Annotated in this window: 17 protein-coding genes; 8 read left to right on the top strand and 9 right to left on the bottom strand. The window is 65.8% G+C overall.

Annotated features, from left to right (window positions below):
* Positions 1-16: 16 nt before the first annotated feature.
* The 3 genes from G6N64_RS22110 to G6N64_RS22100 all read right to left on the bottom strand — a co-directional run bounded on the left by G6N64_RS22110 (position 17) and on the right by G6N64_RS22100 (position 3,428).
* A complete protein-coding gene (locus G6N64_RS22110) occupies positions 17-1,192 on the bottom strand; it encodes a polyamine ABC transporter substrate-binding protein (protein ID WP_246230760.1) in 1,176 nt (391 codons plus the stop codon).
* A 105-nt stretch (positions 1,193-1,297) separates the two neighbouring features.
* Complete coding sequence (locus G6N64_RS22105; protein WP_163799778.1) at positions 1,298-2,107, bottom strand: MOSC domain-containing protein; 810 nt, start codon at positions 2,105-2,107, stop codon at positions 1,298-1,300.
* A 637-nt stretch (positions 2,108-2,744) separates the two neighbouring features.
* Complete coding sequence (locus G6N64_RS22100; protein ID WP_308206622.1) at positions 2,745-3,428, bottom strand: carboxymuconolactone decarboxylase family protein; 684 nt, start codon at positions 3,426-3,428, stop codon at positions 2,745-2,747.
* A gap of 24 nt (positions 3,429-3,452) precedes the next feature.
* On the opposite strand from G6N64_RS22100, the gene sigJ reads away from it, so the two are divergent.
* Positions 3,453-4,385, top strand: coding sequence for an RNA polymerase sigma factor SigJ (sigJ, locus tag G6N64_RS22095; protein WP_163799776.1), 933 nt, complete (start codon positions 3,453-3,455; stop codon positions 4,383-4,385).
* A gap of 102 nt (positions 4,386-4,487) precedes the next feature.
* On the opposite strand, the gene allB is transcribed toward sigJ, so the two are convergent.
* A complete protein-coding gene (gene allB / locus G6N64_RS22090; protein ID WP_163799773.1) occupies positions 4,488-5,846 on the bottom strand; it encodes an allantoinase AllB in 1,359 nt (452 codons plus the stop codon).
* Positions 5,847-6,067: 221 nt separating this feature from the next.
* Here allB and G6N64_RS22085 point away from each other — a divergent pair, with 221 nt between their 5' ends.
* Together G6N64_RS22085 and G6N64_RS22080 are read left to right on the top strand one after the other, a co-directional pair.
* Positions 6,068-7,573: an NCS1 family nucleobase:cation symporter-1 gene (locus tag G6N64_RS22085; RefSeq protein WP_174266861.1), complete on the top strand. Its 1,506-nt coding sequence runs from the start codon at positions 6,068-6,070 to the stop codon at positions 7,571-7,573.
* 13 nt (positions 7,574-7,586) lie between these two features.
* Positions 7,587-8,309 (top strand): aspartate/glutamate racemase family protein, encoded by a 723-nt coding sequence (locus tag G6N64_RS22080; RefSeq protein WP_163799772.1) that lies wholly within the window; start codon positions 7,587-7,589, stop codon positions 8,307-8,309.
* Positions 8,310-8,363: 54 nt separating this feature from the next.
* Here the strand turns inward: G6N64_RS22080 and G6N64_RS22075 are convergent, their stop codons facing one another.
* The gene (locus G6N64_RS22075) at positions 8,364-9,179 is read right to left on the bottom strand and encodes a bifunctional allantoicase/(S)-ureidoglycine aminohydrolase (RefSeq protein WP_163799769.1); all 816 of its coding nucleotides are present in this window, start codon (positions 9,177-9,179) and stop codon (positions 8,364-8,366) included.
* Entirely contained in the window at positions 9,176-10,453 is a 1,278-nt protein-coding gene (locus tag G6N64_RS22070) for a DUF6986 family protein (RefSeq protein WP_163799767.1), read from the bottom strand. Before G6N64_RS22070 ends, G6N64_RS22075 begins: the two co-directional genes overlap by 4 nt.
* A gap of 179 nt (positions 10,454-10,632) precedes the next feature.
* Here G6N64_RS22070 and G6N64_RS22065 point away from each other — a divergent pair, with 179 nt between their 5' ends.
* Together G6N64_RS22065 and G6N64_RS22060 are read left to right on the top strand one after the other, a co-directional pair.
* Positions 10,633-11,394, top strand: a complete 762-nt coding sequence (locus tag G6N64_RS22065; RefSeq protein WP_163802022.1) for an IclR family transcriptional regulator — start codon at positions 10,633-10,635, stop codon at positions 11,392-11,394.
* Between the two features lie 179 nt (positions 11,395-11,573).
* The gene (locus G6N64_RS22060; protein WP_163799765.1) at positions 11,574-12,023 is read left to right on the top strand and encodes a CDGP domain-containing protein; all 450 of its coding nucleotides are present in this window, start codon (positions 11,574-11,576) and stop codon (positions 12,021-12,023) included.
* On the opposite strand, the gene G6N64_RS22055 is transcribed toward G6N64_RS22060, so the two are convergent.
* Positions 12,008-12,970, bottom strand: coding sequence for an EamA family transporter (locus G6N64_RS22055; RefSeq protein ID WP_246230759.1), 963 nt, complete (start codon positions 12,968-12,970; stop codon positions 12,008-12,010). The two genes, G6N64_RS22060 and G6N64_RS22055, sit on opposite strands and share 16 nt — an antisense overlap.
* A 69-nt stretch (positions 12,971-13,039) precedes the next feature.
* On the opposite strand from G6N64_RS22055, the gene G6N64_RS22050 reads away from it, so the two are divergent.
* Positions 13,040-13,912: a LysR family transcriptional regulator gene (locus G6N64_RS22050; protein WP_163799763.1), complete on the top strand. Its 873-nt coding sequence runs from the start codon at positions 13,040-13,042 to the stop codon at positions 13,910-13,912.
* A gap of 312 nt (positions 13,913-14,224) precedes the next feature.
* Positions 14,225-15,454 (top strand): sensor histidine kinase, encoded by a 1,230-nt coding sequence (locus G6N64_RS22045; RefSeq protein WP_246230758.1) that lies wholly within the window; start codon positions 14,225-14,227, stop codon positions 15,452-15,454.
* Between the two features lie 509 nt (positions 15,455-15,963).
* Here the strand turns inward: G6N64_RS22045 and G6N64_RS22040 are convergent.
* Positions 15,964-16,212, bottom strand: coding sequence for an alpha/beta fold hydrolase (locus G6N64_RS22040; RefSeq protein WP_163799761.1), 249 nt, complete (start codon positions 16,210-16,212; stop codon positions 15,964-15,966).
* A gap of 164 nt (positions 16,213-16,376) precedes the next feature.
* Between G6N64_RS22040 and G6N64_RS22035 the strand changes: the two genes are divergently transcribed.
* Positions 16,377-17,249 carry a GntR family transcriptional regulator gene (locus tag G6N64_RS22035; protein WP_163799759.1) on the top strand — a complete coding sequence of 291 codons (873 nt, stop codon included), beginning with the start codon at positions 16,377-16,379 and terminating at the stop codon, positions 17,247-17,249.
* A gap of 16 nt (positions 17,250-17,265) precedes the next feature.
* Here G6N64_RS22035 and G6N64_RS22030 read toward each other — a convergent pair whose 3' ends face one another.
* Entirely contained in the window at positions 17,266-18,030 is a 765-nt protein-coding gene (locus G6N64_RS22030) for an SDR family NAD(P)-dependent oxidoreductase (RefSeq protein WP_197748302.1), read from the bottom strand.
* Between the last annotated feature and the right edge of the window lie 13 nt (positions 18,031-18,043).

Here is an 18,043-nt window from a genome sequence, read left to right as displayed (position 1 = left end):
TCATTCGGCGGGCGGGTCAACCGCCGGTCACCGCGGAGTAGATGGCGTTGAACTCCTGGGTCTGCTCGTCGGTGAGAAGCGGCCACTGCTTGACCTTCGCGAGGATCTCCGGCGGCGGATTGATCAGCGGGTCGTCCGCCAGCGCCGGGTCGATCCGGGCAAGGTCGTCGGTCATGTCCGACAGCACCGGGATGTACTGGATGTAGGCGACCAGCTTGGCGTAGTTGGCGCGGTCGTAGGTGTAGTCGATCCATTCCTCCGCCGCAGCCTGGTTCTGCGTCGTGTACGGAATGACCATGTCCGTGAGTGTGAGGGTGCCGCCGGCCTCCGGCACCACGAACTTCAGATCGGGGTTGTCGGCCTGCAACTGGACGACGTCGCCGGAATACGCCTGGGAAATCGCGACATTGCCACTGGCCAGATCGGTGACGTAGTCGTTGCCGGTGAACGAACGGATCTGGCCCTTGTCCTTCTGCGTGCGGACGAAGTCGGCGGCTCGCTGGACGCTCTCGGTGGTTGGTTCGGCGGGTGTGTTCCCTTGCGCGAACATCACCATCCCGAGCGCGTCGAGGGTGTCGCTGAACATGGTGACGCGGCCCTTGAACGCCGGATCCCACAGATCGTCGACCGACGTAATGGGCCGGCCGGTGGCCTTGGCATTGTAGGCAAGTCCGGTGATGCTGTTCATGTACGGCGCAGTGAACTTGCGGCCCGGATCGGCGGACGAGTTGAGGAGGTCGGGCCGCAGGTTCTGCAGGTTGGGCACGCGGGCGTGGCGAATCTCGTTCAGCCAGCCCAGGCCCATTAGGCGGGTGGCGATCACCTCGCTGGGTACGACGAGGTCGGCGCCGATGTCTTGGCGTCGGGAGAGTGGTTCCTTGTTCTTGGCGAACCACTGCTCGTCGTCGTTGTAGTCCTCCTTGTAGTCGACCACGAGGCCGGTGGCCGACTGGAACTGCGCGACGGTGTCCGGGGCGATGAACAACGGCCAGTTGGACACTCGAAGCGTTCCCGTTGCCGCAGTGCCATCGTCGGGCGTGGACGACGACGTCGCCGCGGTCGTGTCCGAGCTGCCGCAGGCCGCGAGTACGGACGGGCCGAACAGGATGGCGGCTCCCGCGGCGGCACCGCCGCCGAGGAAGCGGCGGCGCGAGGGGAGTTGAACTCCGGATCGCGGACGAGGTGACCTCACGGAGTTCCTCCCGATGTCGATCGTCGGCGTGCTGTTACGGCACCCTATCGAGGTGTGACGACGGACACAATGAGCCTGATGAGTAGTGGGGGGATGGTCGCATGGTCACTGCCCGGTGGCGTCGAGGGTGATCGGGTCGCCGACCGCGATGTCACCGGGTTCGACGACCGACGCGTATACCCCGAACATCAGGCCTCGCCCGAATTCACCGTGTCCGACGCCCCGAACCCGATTGATCGTCTGCAGCACCTTGAACGTGCGAGACCGGTCGGTCGGATTATGCTCGGCACCAACGCATCTCGGGACAGGCCCGCCGATCCGGAGCGTGCAGTCGCCAACGGTGGCCTCGCGTCCAGCCCAACCGTCCTCGGCGAAGGCCTCGGCGACGTCGACGAGGGTCACCTGCATGCGGAATCGGCGTCGGTCGACGGGGGACCCGTCGGTCTCGTGCCCGAGCGCCGCCAACGAGGCCTCGCTCTGAAGGGTGACCGGATGGGCGTCGTACGCTCCGCCGGGCTGAACGCTTCGCACCAGCGACAACGGTCGCTGCGTGATGCCCGAGGCCCAGTCGTCCCACGGGCCGGCGACGAACCGTCCGACCCGAGGTGAGCCCTCGAAGTCGAACTCGGCGGTGTCGCCGTCGGTGGGGAGGGCTTCATCGAACACCGTGTCCCGTCCTTCACCGATCAGGAGGTGGTTGGTCGCGGGCTCGAAGCGAGACCAGTACGGCAGCAGGTGTGAATCCACGTCCACGGAGAAGAGGCGACCGCTCGGCTCGGCGAAGAAGAATTCGCGATTGCCGAGGACCCCGGTGACGGTGACGGTGATGCGCTCGGTGGGGACGACGGCGAAACCCTTGATGGCCGTGACGTCGAGGTGCCCGACGTGGCCCACGCCGGCGTCGGTAGTGGTCACTCGTCTCATCTCCCTTGACTGCCTCGCGCGATCGCCGAGGAGGCCGAAGCTCGAACACTATCGAGATACGGCGATGATCTCGCGTATCAGCACGCGTCGAGTATGACCGTGGTGTGGAGAACCTCCTGTCGAAAGTCATCACTGAAGCTCCTCGTCCTCGTGACGGGCCCGCTGGGCCGCGTGGCGGCTACGGTGCAACGATCCAGGGAGAGTGCGCCGACCCGATTGAGGTGCGCCGAGGACGGCGCGGCCGAGGCGCGGGCGGGAAAGGCGACGATTGCGATCGCGACGATCTCCGCTGCCAGGAGCAGGCCTGTGGCGACCCAAGCGATGACAGCGGCTGACACCGCCGATCCGTTGCGACGTCGGCCGCCGAACTCACCTGCGACGGAGTTCACCGAGGCGTGGTCACTGCCGTTCGGGTGGATCTTCATCGGCATTCCCTTCGTGTCGCCCTCAGCTCCATTGCCACGGGGTCACATACCTTGACGCCCAAGCGAAGCGTTCTGTGAGGGTGACGTCGGGCACGTTCCGCTGAATCAGTTGAGGCGCGGTAGGTGTCCATTCGTCGCCGCTGCCGCCCTGAACTCCGTTGTGACGGAACGGAGTTGTGTCGCGAAGACACCCGCGGGTGAGTTCACGAAGCGGGTGTGACGGGCAGGTGGCTCGAGATGGCGACTCTGTTGAAGGCATTGATCACGATGGCCAGCCAGTGAACGGCGGCGATCTGTCCGGCGGACAACGACTCGCGGATCCTGGCGTGTGCGTCCGCCGACAGTTCGGCTCCGCCGATGTGAGTGACGTACTCCGTGATCTCCAGAGCCGACGTTTCGTCGGGCGCGAAGTAATCGGTGGTCTCCCGCCACGCCGAAAGCACCGCCAGCCGATCCGTCGTCTCACCGTGTCGCAGGGCATCGACTGTGTGCATTCGGAGGCAGTAGGCACAACCGTTCATCTGGGATGCCCTGATCTTGACCAGTTCGACGAGTCTTGCACTCAGGCCCACCTCGACCGCGGCCTTGGTGGAAGCGACGTGCAGCTCGATCAGCGCCTTGTAGCTGGCGGGTTGCGTGCGGCCGATGTCGACGTGGTTCACGTTGGCTCCTCTGATGATCGAGTGTTGGTAGACGGCCGAGCACCGGCCGCACCTGTCAGACGACGTAGGCACCGCCGGTGTGACGTCGACACTCGCGCCGTGGTTCGCCGTAGGGTGCGGTGCAGGTTCCCAGCAGCCACCGCTCATCACGAACCGCCTGGCCATTTCGTCTTGATGGTAGGAAGTGCCTTCACCGGTCCGACACACCTGGTTGGCGGTCGGCACGTCGGTCTACGAGAGGAGACCCCGATGAGCACCGCTGAGCCGTCGAACCCCGATGTCGGCCAGTACCGGAAGCTGCTGCTCAGTGTTGCCTTTCGTCTGCTGGGTTCGACGCACGACGCCGAGGACATGGTCCAGGAGGCGTATTCGCGCTGGTACGCAATGAACTCGCAGGCACAATCGTTGATCGAGGTGCCGCAGGCCTGGCTGGTGCAGGTGACGAGCCGGGTGTGTCTCGATCAACTCCGGTCGGCACGTGTTCGCCGCGAGGCGTATGTGGGTGACTGGTTACCCGAACCGCTGCCCACCAGTTACTTCGCAGCCAATTTCGGTACCGACGCGCTGGCTGGTGGCGACCCGATCAATGAGGTCACCCTCGATGAATCGGTGAGCACGGCCCTGCTGGTGCTTCTGGAGGAGGTGACGCCGGCCGAGCGGGTCACGCTGATCCTGCATGACGTGTTCGCGATCCCCTACAAGGAGATAGCAGAGATCGTCGGCAGGTCATCCGATGCCTGCCGCCAGCTCGCCGTCTCGGCCAGGCGGCACATCAATGCCGAACGGTATGGACGGTCCTCGGACGCTGGTGCCCATTCGGCTGTAGTGGCTGCGTTCAAGAAGGCATGCAGTAGCGGAAGACTGGACGAGCTGATCGACACGCTAGATCCGAACGTGGTGGTGCGCGTGGATGGAGGGGGCAAGACTCGGGCCGCGCTCCGGCCGGTGATCGGGTCGGACAAGGTAGCGCGATTCGCGCGCGGCATCCTCGTCAAGCAGGATTGCGCGCAGCTCGTCGAGCGCAGTGTGAACGGCCAGAGCGGTCTGCTGTTGCTGTCCGGAGATCAAGTCGTCAGGGTGTATTCCTTCGACGTCGTGGACGGCAAGATCGTTCGAATCTGGATCGTTGCCAACCCCGACAAACTCGGCAACTGGAACGCGCCGGCCGACGCCGCCGACTGAACACCAAGCGACAGCCGCCGCGCCCCAGGCCCCGGCGCTGCCGCCACCAAAGATCAGCCCGCGCGCGCTGCGGTGCTAGCCCGACGCGTCGCTCGTCGAGCGCTACACCCCGCCGCGACGCAGCATCCGGCCATGTGCGGTCTGGAAGTCGATCTTCTTGCCGCGCAACCAGGTACCCGTCACGACACCGGCGAGCGCACGCCCGTCGTACGGGCTGACGGGGTTCTTGTGGTGCAGCTTGTGCACGTCGACGACCTGTGCGGACTCGGGTTCGAAGATCGCGAAGTCGGCGTCGTAACCGAGGGCGATCTTGCCCTTGGTGTTCAGTCCGGCGAGCGCGGCGGGCTTGGCCGCCATCCAGTCGAGCACCTGCACGAGTTCGATGCCGCGACGCTTCGCCTCGGTCCAGATCAACGACAGGCCCAGCTGCAGCGACGCGACGCCGCCCCACGCCACGCCGAAGTCGCCGTTCTCGACGTCCTTGAGGTCGACTGTCGAGGGTGAGTGGTCGGAGACGATGCAGTCGATCGTTCCGTCGAGCAGGCCCTGCCACAGCAGTTCCCGGTTCGACGCCTCGCGGATCGGCGGGCAGCACTTGAACGCGGTGGCGCCGTTGGGGATCTCCTCGGCCAGCAGCGTCAGGTAGTGCGGGCACGTCTCGACGGTGATCTTGACGCCGTCGCGCTTGGCGGTGGCGAGCATGGGCAGGGCGTCCGACGACGAGAGGTGCAGGATGTGTGCGCGGACGCCGGTCCACCGAGCGCGTTCGATGACCTCGGCGATCGCGACGTTCTCCGCGCCGCGCGGCCGCGACGCGAGGAAGCGCTCATACTTGTTGCCCTCGGCCGAGGGGGCACGATCGATGGCGCGCGAGTCCTCGGCGTGCACGATCATCATGGAGTCGAAGCCGGCCAGCACGGCCATGTCCTTCTCCATCTCGTCCGCGTCGAGATGCGGGAACTCGTCGACTCCGGAGTGCAGCAGAAAGCACTTGAAGCCGAACACGCCATCGTCGTGCAGGCCGCGCAGATCGCCGGTGTTGCCGGGGATGGCGCCGCCCCAGAAGCCGACGTCGATGTGCGTCTTTCCCGCTGCGGCCGCGCGCTTCGCGTCGAGCGCCTCGACGTTGACCGTCGGCGGAATCGAGTTGAGCGGCATGTCGATCAACGTGGTCACACCGCCCGCAGCCGCTGCGCGGGTAGCGGAGTCGAATCCCTCCCACTCGGTGCGACCCGGCTCGTTGACGTGCACGTGCGTATCGACCAGACCGGGGATCATCACCTGCTCGTCGGTGAGTTCGATGACCTCCGTGCCGGTGAGGCCGCTCCCGAGCGGCTCGATGGCGACGACGCGGCCGTCGCGGATGCCGATCTCCCGGGCGACGATTCCCGCCGTGGTCAGCATGCGTTCGCCGCGGACCACCAGGTCGAAACCGGAGTGGTCGGGGGTGTCGGCGGTCATCGGCAGTTCTCCGTTGCTACGAGAAGATTCCTCATCGTGGAATTTCAACTCCATTCCTTGGGTGACTCTAGGTGTGAGCCGTGGCACAGTCAATCGCTCCGAACCCTTGACAGGCGGTGTCCTGATGCGACTTACTGATCGCATCCGTGGAACATTACTTCCGCACAGTGGAATCCGGCGTCGGCGCTGAGCGTCGGCGCCCCGACGTGACAGGCGTATCCATGAGCACAGAGTCCACCGGGGTCATCGGCGACTCCAGTCGTGACGATGCAAGGCCGTTCGCCGACGTGAGCCCCTCTCTGTACAACCCCGAACTGGCGCCCACGAAGCGCCACGGGCGACGATGGAGCGCATACAACATCTTCACCCTGTGGGCGAATGACGTGCACAGCCTGGGCAACTACTCGTTCGCCATCGGACTGTTCGCCCTCGGCCTCGGCGGGTGGCAGATCCTGCTGGCGCTCGGCCTGGGTGGCGTCTTCCTGTTCCTGCTGCTCAACCTGTCCGGGTTCATGGGGGAGAAGACCGGTGTCCCGTTCCCGGTGATGAGCCGCATCTCGTTCGGCACCCTCGGTGCTCAGATTCCGGCGCTCATCCGCGGCGCGGTCGCGATCGCGTGGTTCGGCATCCAGACCTACCTGGCGTCCGTGGTCCTGCGCATCCTCATCATTGCGCTCGTACCGTCCGCTGAAACCCTCGACTCGAACAGCTTCTTGGGGCTGTCGACGCTCGGCTGGATCTCGTTCGTCGCGCTGTGGGTGATCCAGGTGATCATCGTCAGCTACGGCATGGAGATGATCCGCAGGTACGAGGCGTTCGCCGGCCCGGTCATCCTGTTCACGATGATCGCGCTGGCCGTCTGGATGCTCAGCAACGCCGACTGGACCATTGCATGGACGACGCCGGACTCGCTGACCGGTGTCGACATGTGGCTGCAGATCATCGGCGGCGCCAGTCTGTGGGTGGCGATCTACGGCACGTTCGTCCTCAACTTCTGCGACTTCACCCGTAACGCGACGTCGAAGCGCGCCATCGTGACGGGCAACTTCTGGGGCATCCCGCTCAACATGCTGGTGTTCGGCGCCATCGTCATCACCCTGGCCGGCGCCCAGTTCCGCATCGACGGACGCATCATCGAAGCGCCCGCCGACATCGTCCAAGAGGTGCCGAACACCCTGCTGCTGGTGCTCGCGGCACTCGCGCTGTTGATCCTGACGGTCGCCGTGAACCTGATGGCGAACTTCGTCGCCCCGATCTACGCGCTCAACAACCTGTTTCCGAAGCAACTGAACTTCCGTCGCGCAGCGTTCATCTCGGCCGTCATCGGACTGGTGATCCTGCCGTGGAACCTCTACAACTCGCCTGCCGTCATCAACTACTTCCTCGGTGGGCTCGGTGCCATCCTGGGTCCGCTGTTCGGCATCATCATGGCCGACTACTGGCTGGTGCGCCGTTCCAAGATCAACGTTCCAGCCCTGTTCACGACAGACGTGAACGGTGAATACCAGTACTCGAAGGGCGTCAACGTGCGTGCCGTGGTCGCCCTCGTCATCACCGCGGTGGCGGCACTGTTGATGGCGTTCGTTCCGGCGTTCAAGATCGTCTCGGAGTTCTCCTGGTTCATTGGTGCGGGACTCGGGGCCATCGTGTACCTGGTGGTCGCCGACCGCCGAGGACCGTTCAACGACGTCTCCGGCGAGCCCATCGCCGTGGCCAGCACACACTAGTGGGGACCACCACATGAAGATTCTCGTCGCCAACGTCAACACGACGGCCTCGATGACCGACGCGATCGCCGAGTCGGCGCGCGGTGTCGCGTCGCCGGGCACCGAGATCGTCGGCATCACACCGCGTTTCGGTGCGGACTCTTGCGAAGGGAACTTCGAGAGCTATCTCGCGGCCATCGCCGTGATGGACGCGATCACCTCGTACTCCGAGCCGTTCGACGCCGTCATTCAGGCCGGCTACGGCGAGCACGGCCGGGAAGGTCTGCAGGAGTTGCTCGACGTCCCGGTGGTCGACATCACGGAGGCGGCGGCGTCGACGGCGATGTACCTGGGACACAAGTACTCGGTCGTGACCACGCTGGACCGCACCGTCCCCCTGATCGAAGATCGCCTCAAACTTGCGGGGCTCGACGCGCGATGTGCGTCGGTACGGGCGTCAGGCCTCGGTGTGCTCGAACTCGAGTCGGATCCGGATCGGGCGGTCGAGGCGATCGTCCGTCAGGCCCGAGAGGCAGTCGAGAACGACCACGCCGAGGTGATCTGCCTCGGCTGCGGCGGCATGGCCGAACTCGAGGAGAAGGTGACGGCCGCGACCGGCGTCCCGATCGTCGACGGAGTCCGCGCGGCCGTCACCATCGCCGAGGGGCTGGTCCGAATGGGCCTGTCGACGTCGAAGGTGCGTACCTACGCGACTCCGCGCTCGAAGAAGGTCACCGGCTGGCCATTCCGGTTGTAGGACGACGAGACACACGGGACCGGACGCCTCGACCCCGGCGTCCGGTCTGACGCGTCAGAGCAGGATCTGGCGGTTGACGTCCTTGTACAGCAGGTAACGGAAGTTCGACGGTCCACCCGCGTAGCACGCCTGCGGGCAGAAGGCTCTGAGCGAGAGGAAGTCGCCTGCCTGGACCTCCACCCAGTCTCCGTTGAGGTGATAGACGGCCTTGCCCTCGAGCATCAGGAGGCCGTGTTCCATCACGTGGGTCTCGGCGAAGGGAATGGTCGCACCGGGCTCGAAGGTGACGACGTTGACGTGCATGTCGTACCCGAGGTCCTGCGGGTCGAGCATGCGGGTCGTGCGCCACTTGCCGTCGGTCCCGGGCATGGCCGACGGTTCGACGTCCTGCTCGTTGCCGAATGTGACGGACACCGTGTGGCCCTCGATGGCCTCGTAGCGCTTGCGGATCCAGACGAACGTCGCGTCGGCGTCGCCGTCGTTGCGGGCCGACCAGTCGGTGCCTGCGGGAAGGTAGGCGAAGCCGCCCTCGGTGAGTCTCTGTGACTGGCCTGCCGCGTCGACGGTGAGCGCACCGGACGTGACGAACAGGAAGCTTTGTACCTCGGGCTGCGGCTCCGGTCGCTGCGCGCCGCCGCCCGGCTTCACCTCGACGATCGCCTGGAAGTACGTCGTCGCACCACCGGCGACGGGTCGGTTGATGATCCATGCGCGCGTGTCGGTCCATTCCGGGAACACCGAGGTGACGATGTCCGAGAGCACTCCTCGCGGGATCACCGTGTAGGCCTCGGTGACGATGGCGCGGTCGGTCAGCAGATCGGTCTGCGGGGGCAGGCCGCCGCGGGGCGTGTAGTACGACGCAGTGGTCACTGGTTGCTCCTGGATGTGCGGCCGAGCGCGGTGTCGCGCACGGTGGTCAGGGGGAGATCGGTGGCTGTCTCGATCTCGTCGACGGTGAGGGCGCCGCACACGCTGCCACGGTGGATCACACTGGCGAGTGCGCGGGCGGTGGCCGGCTCGTCCATGACGGTCGAGTCGAGCTGGTGGACGTAGTTGCGCAGCCGCGTCGCGGCGGGCGCGAAGGCGCCACGATAGAACGCGTAGGTCGCCAGGTATCGGGTGACGAGTTGTGCGGGGTGCATGTCCCAGCCCTGGTAGATGCCGCGTTCCAGGTGGCGCCGGACGAGGCGAGCGTGCAGCTTCCATGCCATGGCGACGTTGTCGGGTTCGCCGACCGGAAGGATGTTGGTCGAGCCGTCGGAGAGGTGAACGCCGGTGCCTGCGACGGCGAGTTGCATGACGTTCTTGGCGTGGTCCGCCGCCGGATGCTCCATCGACTGGTAGGCGGCGGCGATGCCGAGGGACGCCGAGTAGTCGTAGGTCCCGTAGTGCAGCGAGCTGACCCGACCCTGCCCGGCGTGGATGAATTGGGCAACGGCCGCGCGGCCGTCGGCGCCGAGGATCGCCTGCGGTGTCTCGACCTGCACTTCGAAGCGGATTCGCCCGTCCGCGAGCCCGTTCGCACTCTCGAGGGCGCTTGCGACCGCGACCATCGCCGAGACCTGGTCGACGGACGTCACTTTGGGGAGTGTGAGGTTCAGGCCGTCGGGGAGGCCGCCGGAGTCGACGAGGCCACTGACGAACATGTCGAGCGTGCGCAGTCCGCGTGCCCGGGTGCCCGCTTCGAAGCACTTGAAGCGGGTGCCGACGAACGGTGTCGAGGTGCCGGCGTCGAGCGGGATGCGCAATGCTGCGATCGCCCGTGCGACGTCAGCGTCCTCGGTCGCGTCGTCGAACGTGCCGTAGCCGTCCTCGAAGTCGATGCGGAGGTCTTCGATGGGCTCGGTGGTCAGCTTGTTCTCGACGAGCGCCGCGAGAGTATCTGGCTGGCAATCGGTTCCACTGCTCGCGCCGACGAGTGCGGCCACGGCATCGAGCCCGCCCGCGTCCGTCGCGGCTGCGAGGGCGGCGGATCCCCAGTCGGCCGGCATCGTGGTCGAGTACCGGTTGCCCGGGACGTAGACGGTGTGGACGGGCTGCCGACGGCCGTCGTCGCCGGGGTAGTGGTTCGCCAGGTGCGCATCCGCCGCCGCGAGGCGGCGGTCAATGTCGGCGAGCACCCCGTCGTCGAGACGTCGTGTCACGTCCGCCCCTCCCTGGGGGAGCGATCGCCTCGGGCACCGAATTCCACATCGTGGAGTTTAGTGTGCGGCTGCCGAAATGTACATGATCCGCCCGCTGTGGCTCCCGGTAATTCCGTATTGCGGAATGAATTTTGGATCTGTTGAATGAAATCAGAGTCACCCAATCGAAAGTGGATCGCATGGTGGAGAAGTCGGGCGGCGTGCAGTCGGTGGAGCGCGCATTCGAGCTGATGGAGCTGATCGGGCGTGCGGGAGGGGAGTGCTCGCTCACGGAGTTGTCCGCGGAGTCTCCGCTACCGCCGCCAACGATCCACCGCCTGCTGCGCACGCTGGTAGGGGTTGGCTACGTCCGCCAGCTGCCGAATCGTCGGTATGCGTTGGGCCCGAGACTGATTCGGCTCGGCGTCGTGGCAAACAGGCAATTGGGCGCGGTCGCTGGCCCGGTCCTGCAATCGTTGGTCGACCTGCTTTCGGAAACGGCGAGTCTCGCGGTGCTCGACGGCGACATGGTGATCTACACCGGGCAGGTGCCGTCTGCGCGGCTGATGCGGACCAGCGACGAGGTCGGCAAGCGCGTGGGTCTGCACACGTCCGGTGTGGGCAAGGCCGTCCTGGCTGAATTGGACGATGCACGCATTCTGAAACTGGTCACCCAGTCCGGACTTCCGGCGCCGACCACGAACAGCGCCACGACCCTCTCTGCGGTCTTCGCGAACGTCGAACGGGTGCGCAACGACGGATATGCGATCGACGACGAAGAACTCGAGATCGGTGTTCGCTGCGTCGCGATGGCGGTACCGGGTGCGCCGACTCCGATGGCAATCGGCATCTCCGGGCCAACGACTCGCGTGAGCAAGGACATGATCGCTCGCGCCATTCCCGCCCTGAGGAATGCGACCGGCGTGATCTCCGAGGCGTTGGTCGGGGCGAACGAGCAGTAGGCCCCGGGTAATGAACGGCGAGGTGTTCTGGGCTGTCCCCTGATCGGGGGATGGCAGGTCCATCCCGTCTCCTGTCCGATTGCCGGACGCACTGCGCCACTGCGCTGCGGCACTCTTTCGTACGTCACCCGGCACGAGCCGAGACAGCGTGAGAGACAGAAGATCGACAGGGGATTGCAATGACGACCACCACCTCCAGCCGGATGCGCCGCGTCGCGGGCGGATTCGTTCTGACCGCCGCTTCGGCGCTGATCGCCGTGGGCGCCCCCGCCGTCGGCCATGCCGACCCCGGCCCCGCTGCCGGGCCCGCCATGGGATGCGAAACCATCCACTGGGGACTCTTCGGCAGTGACCGCCGCAAGGTCTGCGACGGCCCCAAGCAGTCGGACGGGACCTGGCAGCGCACCCGCACGGTCTTCACCCCGGCGAGCAACCCGCCGCTTCGGTGTCACAGCAACGCCGTGACCGGAAGCTATGGCCAGATCATCGGAAACCCCGACGTCACGTGTACCGGTGGCTACCCGATCGCGGAGACCACCCAGGCGCAGGATTCCTACCCCGTGGCGCCTGACACGGTGCTGCCGGACGAGCCCGGTTGGCTGCCGCCGTACACCTACAACGTCCTGTAGCGACGAGGGCGTGCCTCTTGGCTCCCACCGTCGTGCGAACCGGTATCGGAGGCCATCACCGTGACGAGGACGTTGCTGCCCACGATCATCGCGATTCCGGCCCACTCGGGGATGGACGGGATCTGGCCGAGTACAACGGTTCCCGCTACGGCTGCGCACACCGGGTTCATGCTGGCGAAGATTCCGAAGACATGAGTGGGCACGCGTCGCAACGCCATCAGGTCGGTGACGTACGGGATGACCGAAGCCAGCACTCCGCACGCCGCTGCGTAGGCGATGGCGCGAGGTGTCGGCGGGTGTGCGGCGAACCACGAGGCGCCGACCGGGACCCAGCATGCGGCCGCCACGAGGCTGGCCACGGCGGTGCCATGTAGGCCCTCCACCCGTGCACCGACGGCGCGATTGAGCAGGATGTACGACGCCCACGACGCCGCGGCGATCAACGCGAGTCCTACGCCCAGCACGTCGGTGTTCACCCCCGGGTGGGTGAGTACGAGGACGCCTGCGCCGGCGAGTACGGCTGCGCACATGTCACGGGATCGACGCGAACTGCCGATCGCCACCGCCAACGGCCCAAGGAACTCCAACGTCACCGCCATCGCGAGGCCGACGCGCTCCACCGCGGCATATAGCGACACGTTCATCACGCTGAACACGAGTGCCAGCGCGATGATTGGCCGAATTTGGTGTCCAGTCAGGCTCCGCAGACGAGGCCGCACGATTGGCGTCAAGACCAGCGCCGTCACGACTTGCCGGATCGCGATCACGCCCACGGGGCCGATCTCCGGGAACGCCAATGCCCCGGCCGCGGCACCGGTTTGATTCGAGGTCGAACTGGCCAGCATCAATGCCACCCCCGCGGCTCGGCTTTGCCGGCTCTGCCCCGCACCCGGGGAGGCGAGGACCGTGGCGGCTAGCCGCGACCCATCGGTGCCGTCATCCTTCATGCGTGGAACGCTAGGAGTGACATCGGCCCAACACAAATGCATGGATTACGACTGCTATACGCTTTGTTCATGGATTGGAACTTGAGGGAACTGCGCTGCTTCGTGGCGGCTGCAGAGTTGGGGTCCTTCACCGACACCGCGGCTCAGCTCCAGGTCTCTCAGGCGGCGGTATCTCGCACGATCGCGGGCCTCGAAACCGCCATCGGCGTCAAGCTGCTCCGGCGGGTACCGCGCGGATGCGAACTGACCGCTGCGGGGCAGCAGATCCTTCCGCAGGCCCGCATCGTGCTGGCCGAGGCCGACCGGTTCACCGACTTCCTGTCCACCCGTCGTGGCACCCTGCGCTTGGGCTATGCGTGGGCCGCACTAGGGAGTCACACGGTGCAGCTGCAGCGGGATTGGGCTGCTCGTCACGACACCATCGAGCTGCAACTCCTGCGGTACAACTCACCGACCGCAGGCTTGGCGGAGGGTCTCTGCGATGCCGCGATCCTTCGAACGTCGCTCGAGGACAAACGTTTCGAGCAGGTAGTCATCGGCCTCGAACGCCGGCTGGTCGCGTTCCCCTCGGATGATCGGCAATGGGCGCGGCGTCGGCACGTGAGCATGCGCGAAATCGCCGACCGCACCGTCGTCATCGACCCCCGCGTCGGCACCACCAGCAGCGATCTGTGGACTGATCCGGGTCATCGGCCGAATTTCATCGAATCGAACGACGTCGACAGTTGGCTCGACGCCATCACCGCCGGCCGCGGGGTGGGAACGACGGCCGACGCGACCGCCCACCACCATCCGCGACCAGGAATCACCTATCGCCCCATCAAGGACGGCCCGCGCATCGCCGTACGGCTGGCGTGGTGGAAGGACCACCGTCCCGACGGCATGGGCGATCTCCTGGACATCGCCACCAAGCTCTACGCAGAACCACGTCGTCGTTCGTGATGGACGGGCGGAGCGCTTCGAGATTGCCGAGGCATGAACCCGTTGTTGGAGAACGGCTTTACCCGCCGGTCCAGCGATGGCGGCGTGAATCGACTCGTGACGGAAACCAGAGGTTCTTTCGGTAGCCCAGGGGAGTGACAGAAGGATGAGAATCCGCGGCCGTGAACACGGGCTGAGAGCGCAGGTCGGCACGTCGGACGGGACGCGGAACACGGGAAGCCCACAGCAACGACTGCGGTGCCGTCGCTACGATCACCGATGAGTGGCGGAGTCGCTAGATACCCGTCGACCCGGGGATGAGGAGACGATGCCGTGATCGACGTCGGCGCAGATGGGGCTGCTGGCGCAGAGGGCCGCACGGCGACGCCCCATGGTTCGCTGTTGCAGGGCAGTCTGCGCCTGTTGCTCGTCGCGTTCATCGTCATCACCCTGCTGTTGGAGCCGCCGCACAACGACAGAGGGGCATGTGTCGGGCTCACTGCCGCCTACGTCGTCGTGGTCGGCTGCTGGAGCGTGTGGGCGCATCGGCCGAGGATGACCGATTCCCGTTCGCGCACGGTGAATCGCGTGACGCTCGGGATGTTGGCGGTCGACATCGCCGTCGTAGCCGTGTTGTCGGTGCTGACTGGCTACTTCTCTCAGGAGGATTGGACGTCGGACGTCCTCCGCAACGGTCTGTTCCTCGTACCGTTGATCGCCGCCGCGCAGTTGAGCCCCTACGTCAGTACCGTCGTAGCCGCTCCGACGGTGTTGGCCTTCGTCGCCGCCAGCTGGATCACGCAGTCCGCCAATGAGGAGCCGTGGGCGTCGATCTTGTTGAGCACCGCAATCTTGACGGGTCTTGCCGGGGGATCGGTTGCATTGTCTCGGATTCAGCTGACCAAGGTGCAGCTGATCGGGCAACTCGCGCAGCAGCGCACTCAACTGCTGCACGAACTGCTCGCGGTCGAGAAGCACGAGCGGCAGGAGGTAGCTGAACGCGTGCACGACGGCGCGCTGCAGTACGTGCTCGTCGCGCGGCAGGACATGGAGGACGTACGAGGCGGGGACGTCGCTTCGATGAGTCGAGTCGAGTCCGCGCTCGTCGAGGCCTCGCGGTTGCTCCGTGACGTCGCGCGCGAGTTGCACCCGGAAGTCCTCGAGCGACTAGGTCTGAAGGCGGCGCTCGTCCATCTGGCAGCGGGACTGAACGAACGGCCGGATCTCGATGTGGAGGTCGACGTGGAGGATTGGCCCGACAGCGGACGCTCGGATGTCGATTACGTACTGTTCGGCGCCGCAAGGGAAATGCTGACCAATGCCGTCAAACATGCTCGAGCCAGGACGATCTGGATCACCCTGCGCAACAGTGCGAAGACTGCGGTGCTGACGATCGCCGACGACGGGGTCGGCATTTCGGAGGACGCCATCACGAAGAGCCAGGACGACGGACACATCGGCTTGTCATCCATTCGCACCAGGGTGCTCGCAAGCGGTGGGGTGTTCGACGTCGAAGCCGGCCAGCCGGGAACTCGCATCACCATTCGGATCCCGCTGCGCTAGGAGCGCGAACTCGAGGTGGTACCTCTGGCTGGCGTGCCTCGAACCAGGGAGGCTTCGTCGGGAACACAACCCGCCGTCCCAGCCTGCCATCACTAAAACGTCACTGTGACGAATTGATCGGTGGACATGGGATTTGGAGCGAGGTTCCTCGCCGATGCCAGATCATCGCTGGGTCGCCAGTCGTGCCGACCGGGCGGCCCATGGTCACCCGGATTCAGAACATCGAGGTTCGCCGGCTGGGGCAAGAGCATGGCGTGTCGGCGCGGCTACTGAGCGGGAACTGTCGGGTAGTCACGGAATGCGGACGACGAGCCTGACAGCGACGAAGGTCTGTTTCGCCTGCCCAGCCACGTGACCCGCACACGGGTTTGTGCCGATAAGCCACATTATGTCAAGTTGTACATTGGTTATGCGCTTGGGATGCGAGTACAACCACTGCGGTGTCGCCCACCTGCTGCTCCAAAACCTTTCGTAGACAACGGTATTGTGATTCGCGCCGTCCCGTCCAGCTAGGCGTTCCCGCCGAGTGTGATGATCCCGGCGATGCGTTCCGGCTGGGCACTGGCGATGCGCAGGCCGATGGGTGCGCCGTGGTGGCGGATGTAGGCGGCGAAACGGTCCGAGCCGAGCTGCGTGATGAGGCCCTCGGTGATCTCGGTGAGTAGGTCGAAGCTGTAGGCGAAGTCGTCAACCAACGGCACCGACGACCGGCTGAACCCGATGTGATCCGATGCCACCACGTGATACGCGTCGGGCAAGAGGTGATCAGATTGCGGCGAACGCGACGGAAAGCAGTGCAGGAGCAGCAGAGTCGGGTTTCAACCTGTCATTAGCCTCACGGTAGAACACGTCGAGGCGGTCGATCGTCGCGAGGTGGTAGAGCCTGCCGAATCGGTCATGGCGAACCATATGTGAAAGTGGCGTGACCACCTCGTCACCGCTCGCGTCGGTGACCAACGGCATCCGCACTGAGCTGGTACTGTGTATACACAATCGCTCCCCCGCCGTCCAGCACTTCACGGCGCACGATCGAAGGAAGAACCCGATGCCGGTTCGCGTTGATGCTGCGCTCGACGACCTGGTGGTCCCCACGCTCGACAACCCCCGTGAGTTTAGCTCGCAACTGCACACGCATCTGCGCAGGCTCATCAACGACGGCGCGATCGCCCCTGGCACCGAGCTTAATCAGGCCGACCTTGCCCGCCGGTTCAACGTCAGCCGCATCCCCATGCGTGAGGCGTTCCGAATGTTGCAGCAGGAGGGTCTGATCGACGTCGCGCTCAACCAACGCGCGGTTGTTCGGGCGTTGGACGCTGGCGAGGTCGATCAGCTGTACGGGGTCCGGATTACCCTGGAAGCCCTCGGGGCGCGGATTACCGCGGGTCGCCTGTCGGACGCGGAGGTGGCGGAGGCGCAGGAGTGCCTGCGCCGAATGCGAAAGACCAAGCGGGCGCAGGACATGAGTGAATGGGTCGCCGCCCACCGACGCTTCCACACCCTGTGCACGGCGCGGGCCGGGGCGCCGCTGGCGGGGATCATCCTGTCCTACTCTGAGCGCACCGAGCGATACGTGCGCTTCGGCCAGCGGGCCCACGCCGACACCTTCGCCGTGGCCGAGGCCGAACACGAGCAGATTCTGACTGCACTGGCCGCCGGTGAGGTCGACGCCGCAGGTGCGTCGATGGCGCGTCACCTCGCCCACACTGCCGCAACGGTGTTGGCCGATCTCGACGGCGACTTCGAGGCGCTCACGGTGGCTCAGTCGGTTCAGATGTGCGCGGGCGGACCGCTGTAGTAGGGCGCTCTGACCCTCAGGAGAAGACGAGTCCGCCGTCGACCACCATCGTCTGTCCGGTGATGAATCCGCTGGCCGGGGAGCACAGGAAGGTGATGGCCCCGGTGAGGTCGGCGGGCGTCATCGCACGCGGAATGGCGCGCTGCCGTTCGAGCGTCGGAAAGTACGACGTGTCGTTGAGCGCCGCGGAGGATTCGTTGTCGACGAGCCCGGGCGCGACGGCGTTGACGGTGATGCCGTCGCGGCCCACCTCCTTGGCGATGGACCTCGTCACCGCGATGACGGCACCCTTGGACGCGGTGTAGTGCGCGAAGAACGGCACGCCAGCGTGCACGGTGGCGGACGCGATGTTGACCACGCGGCCGTAGCCCTGCGCCTTCATCGCCGGGTAGACCGCGGCGGTGGCCAGCCACACGCCCTTGGCATTGACGGCCATCACGCGGTCCCAGTCGTCGACCGAGATGTCGGCGAAATGCTTCTTGGCGCCCAGGCTTTCGTAGATCGCAGCGTTGTTGACCAAGGCGTCGATCCGCCCGTACCTGTCCACGGCCGCCGCGGCGAGGTCCTGCATCGACGCGGGGTCGACGACGTCGGTGCGGTGAAAGAACGCGTCGGTGCCGCCGTCGTTCAGCGTGGCGGCCAGCGCACTGCCGTCCTCGGCGAGCACGTCGGCCACCACGACCTTGGCGCCCCGGCCAGCGAGATGCGTTGCCAGCGACGCCCCGATACCGCGGGCGCCGCCGGTGACGATGATGACCGAGTCAACGACGGAGTCCTGCACGGCATCATGGGAT

Origin of the sequence: Mycolicibacterium sediminis, assembly GCF_010731735.1 — a bacterium.
Classification (GTDB): domain Bacteria; phylum Actinomycetota; class Actinomycetes; order Mycobacteriales; family Mycobacteriaceae; genus Mycobacterium; species Mycobacterium sediminis.
This window is presented reverse-complemented; position numbering and strand designations above follow the sequence as displayed.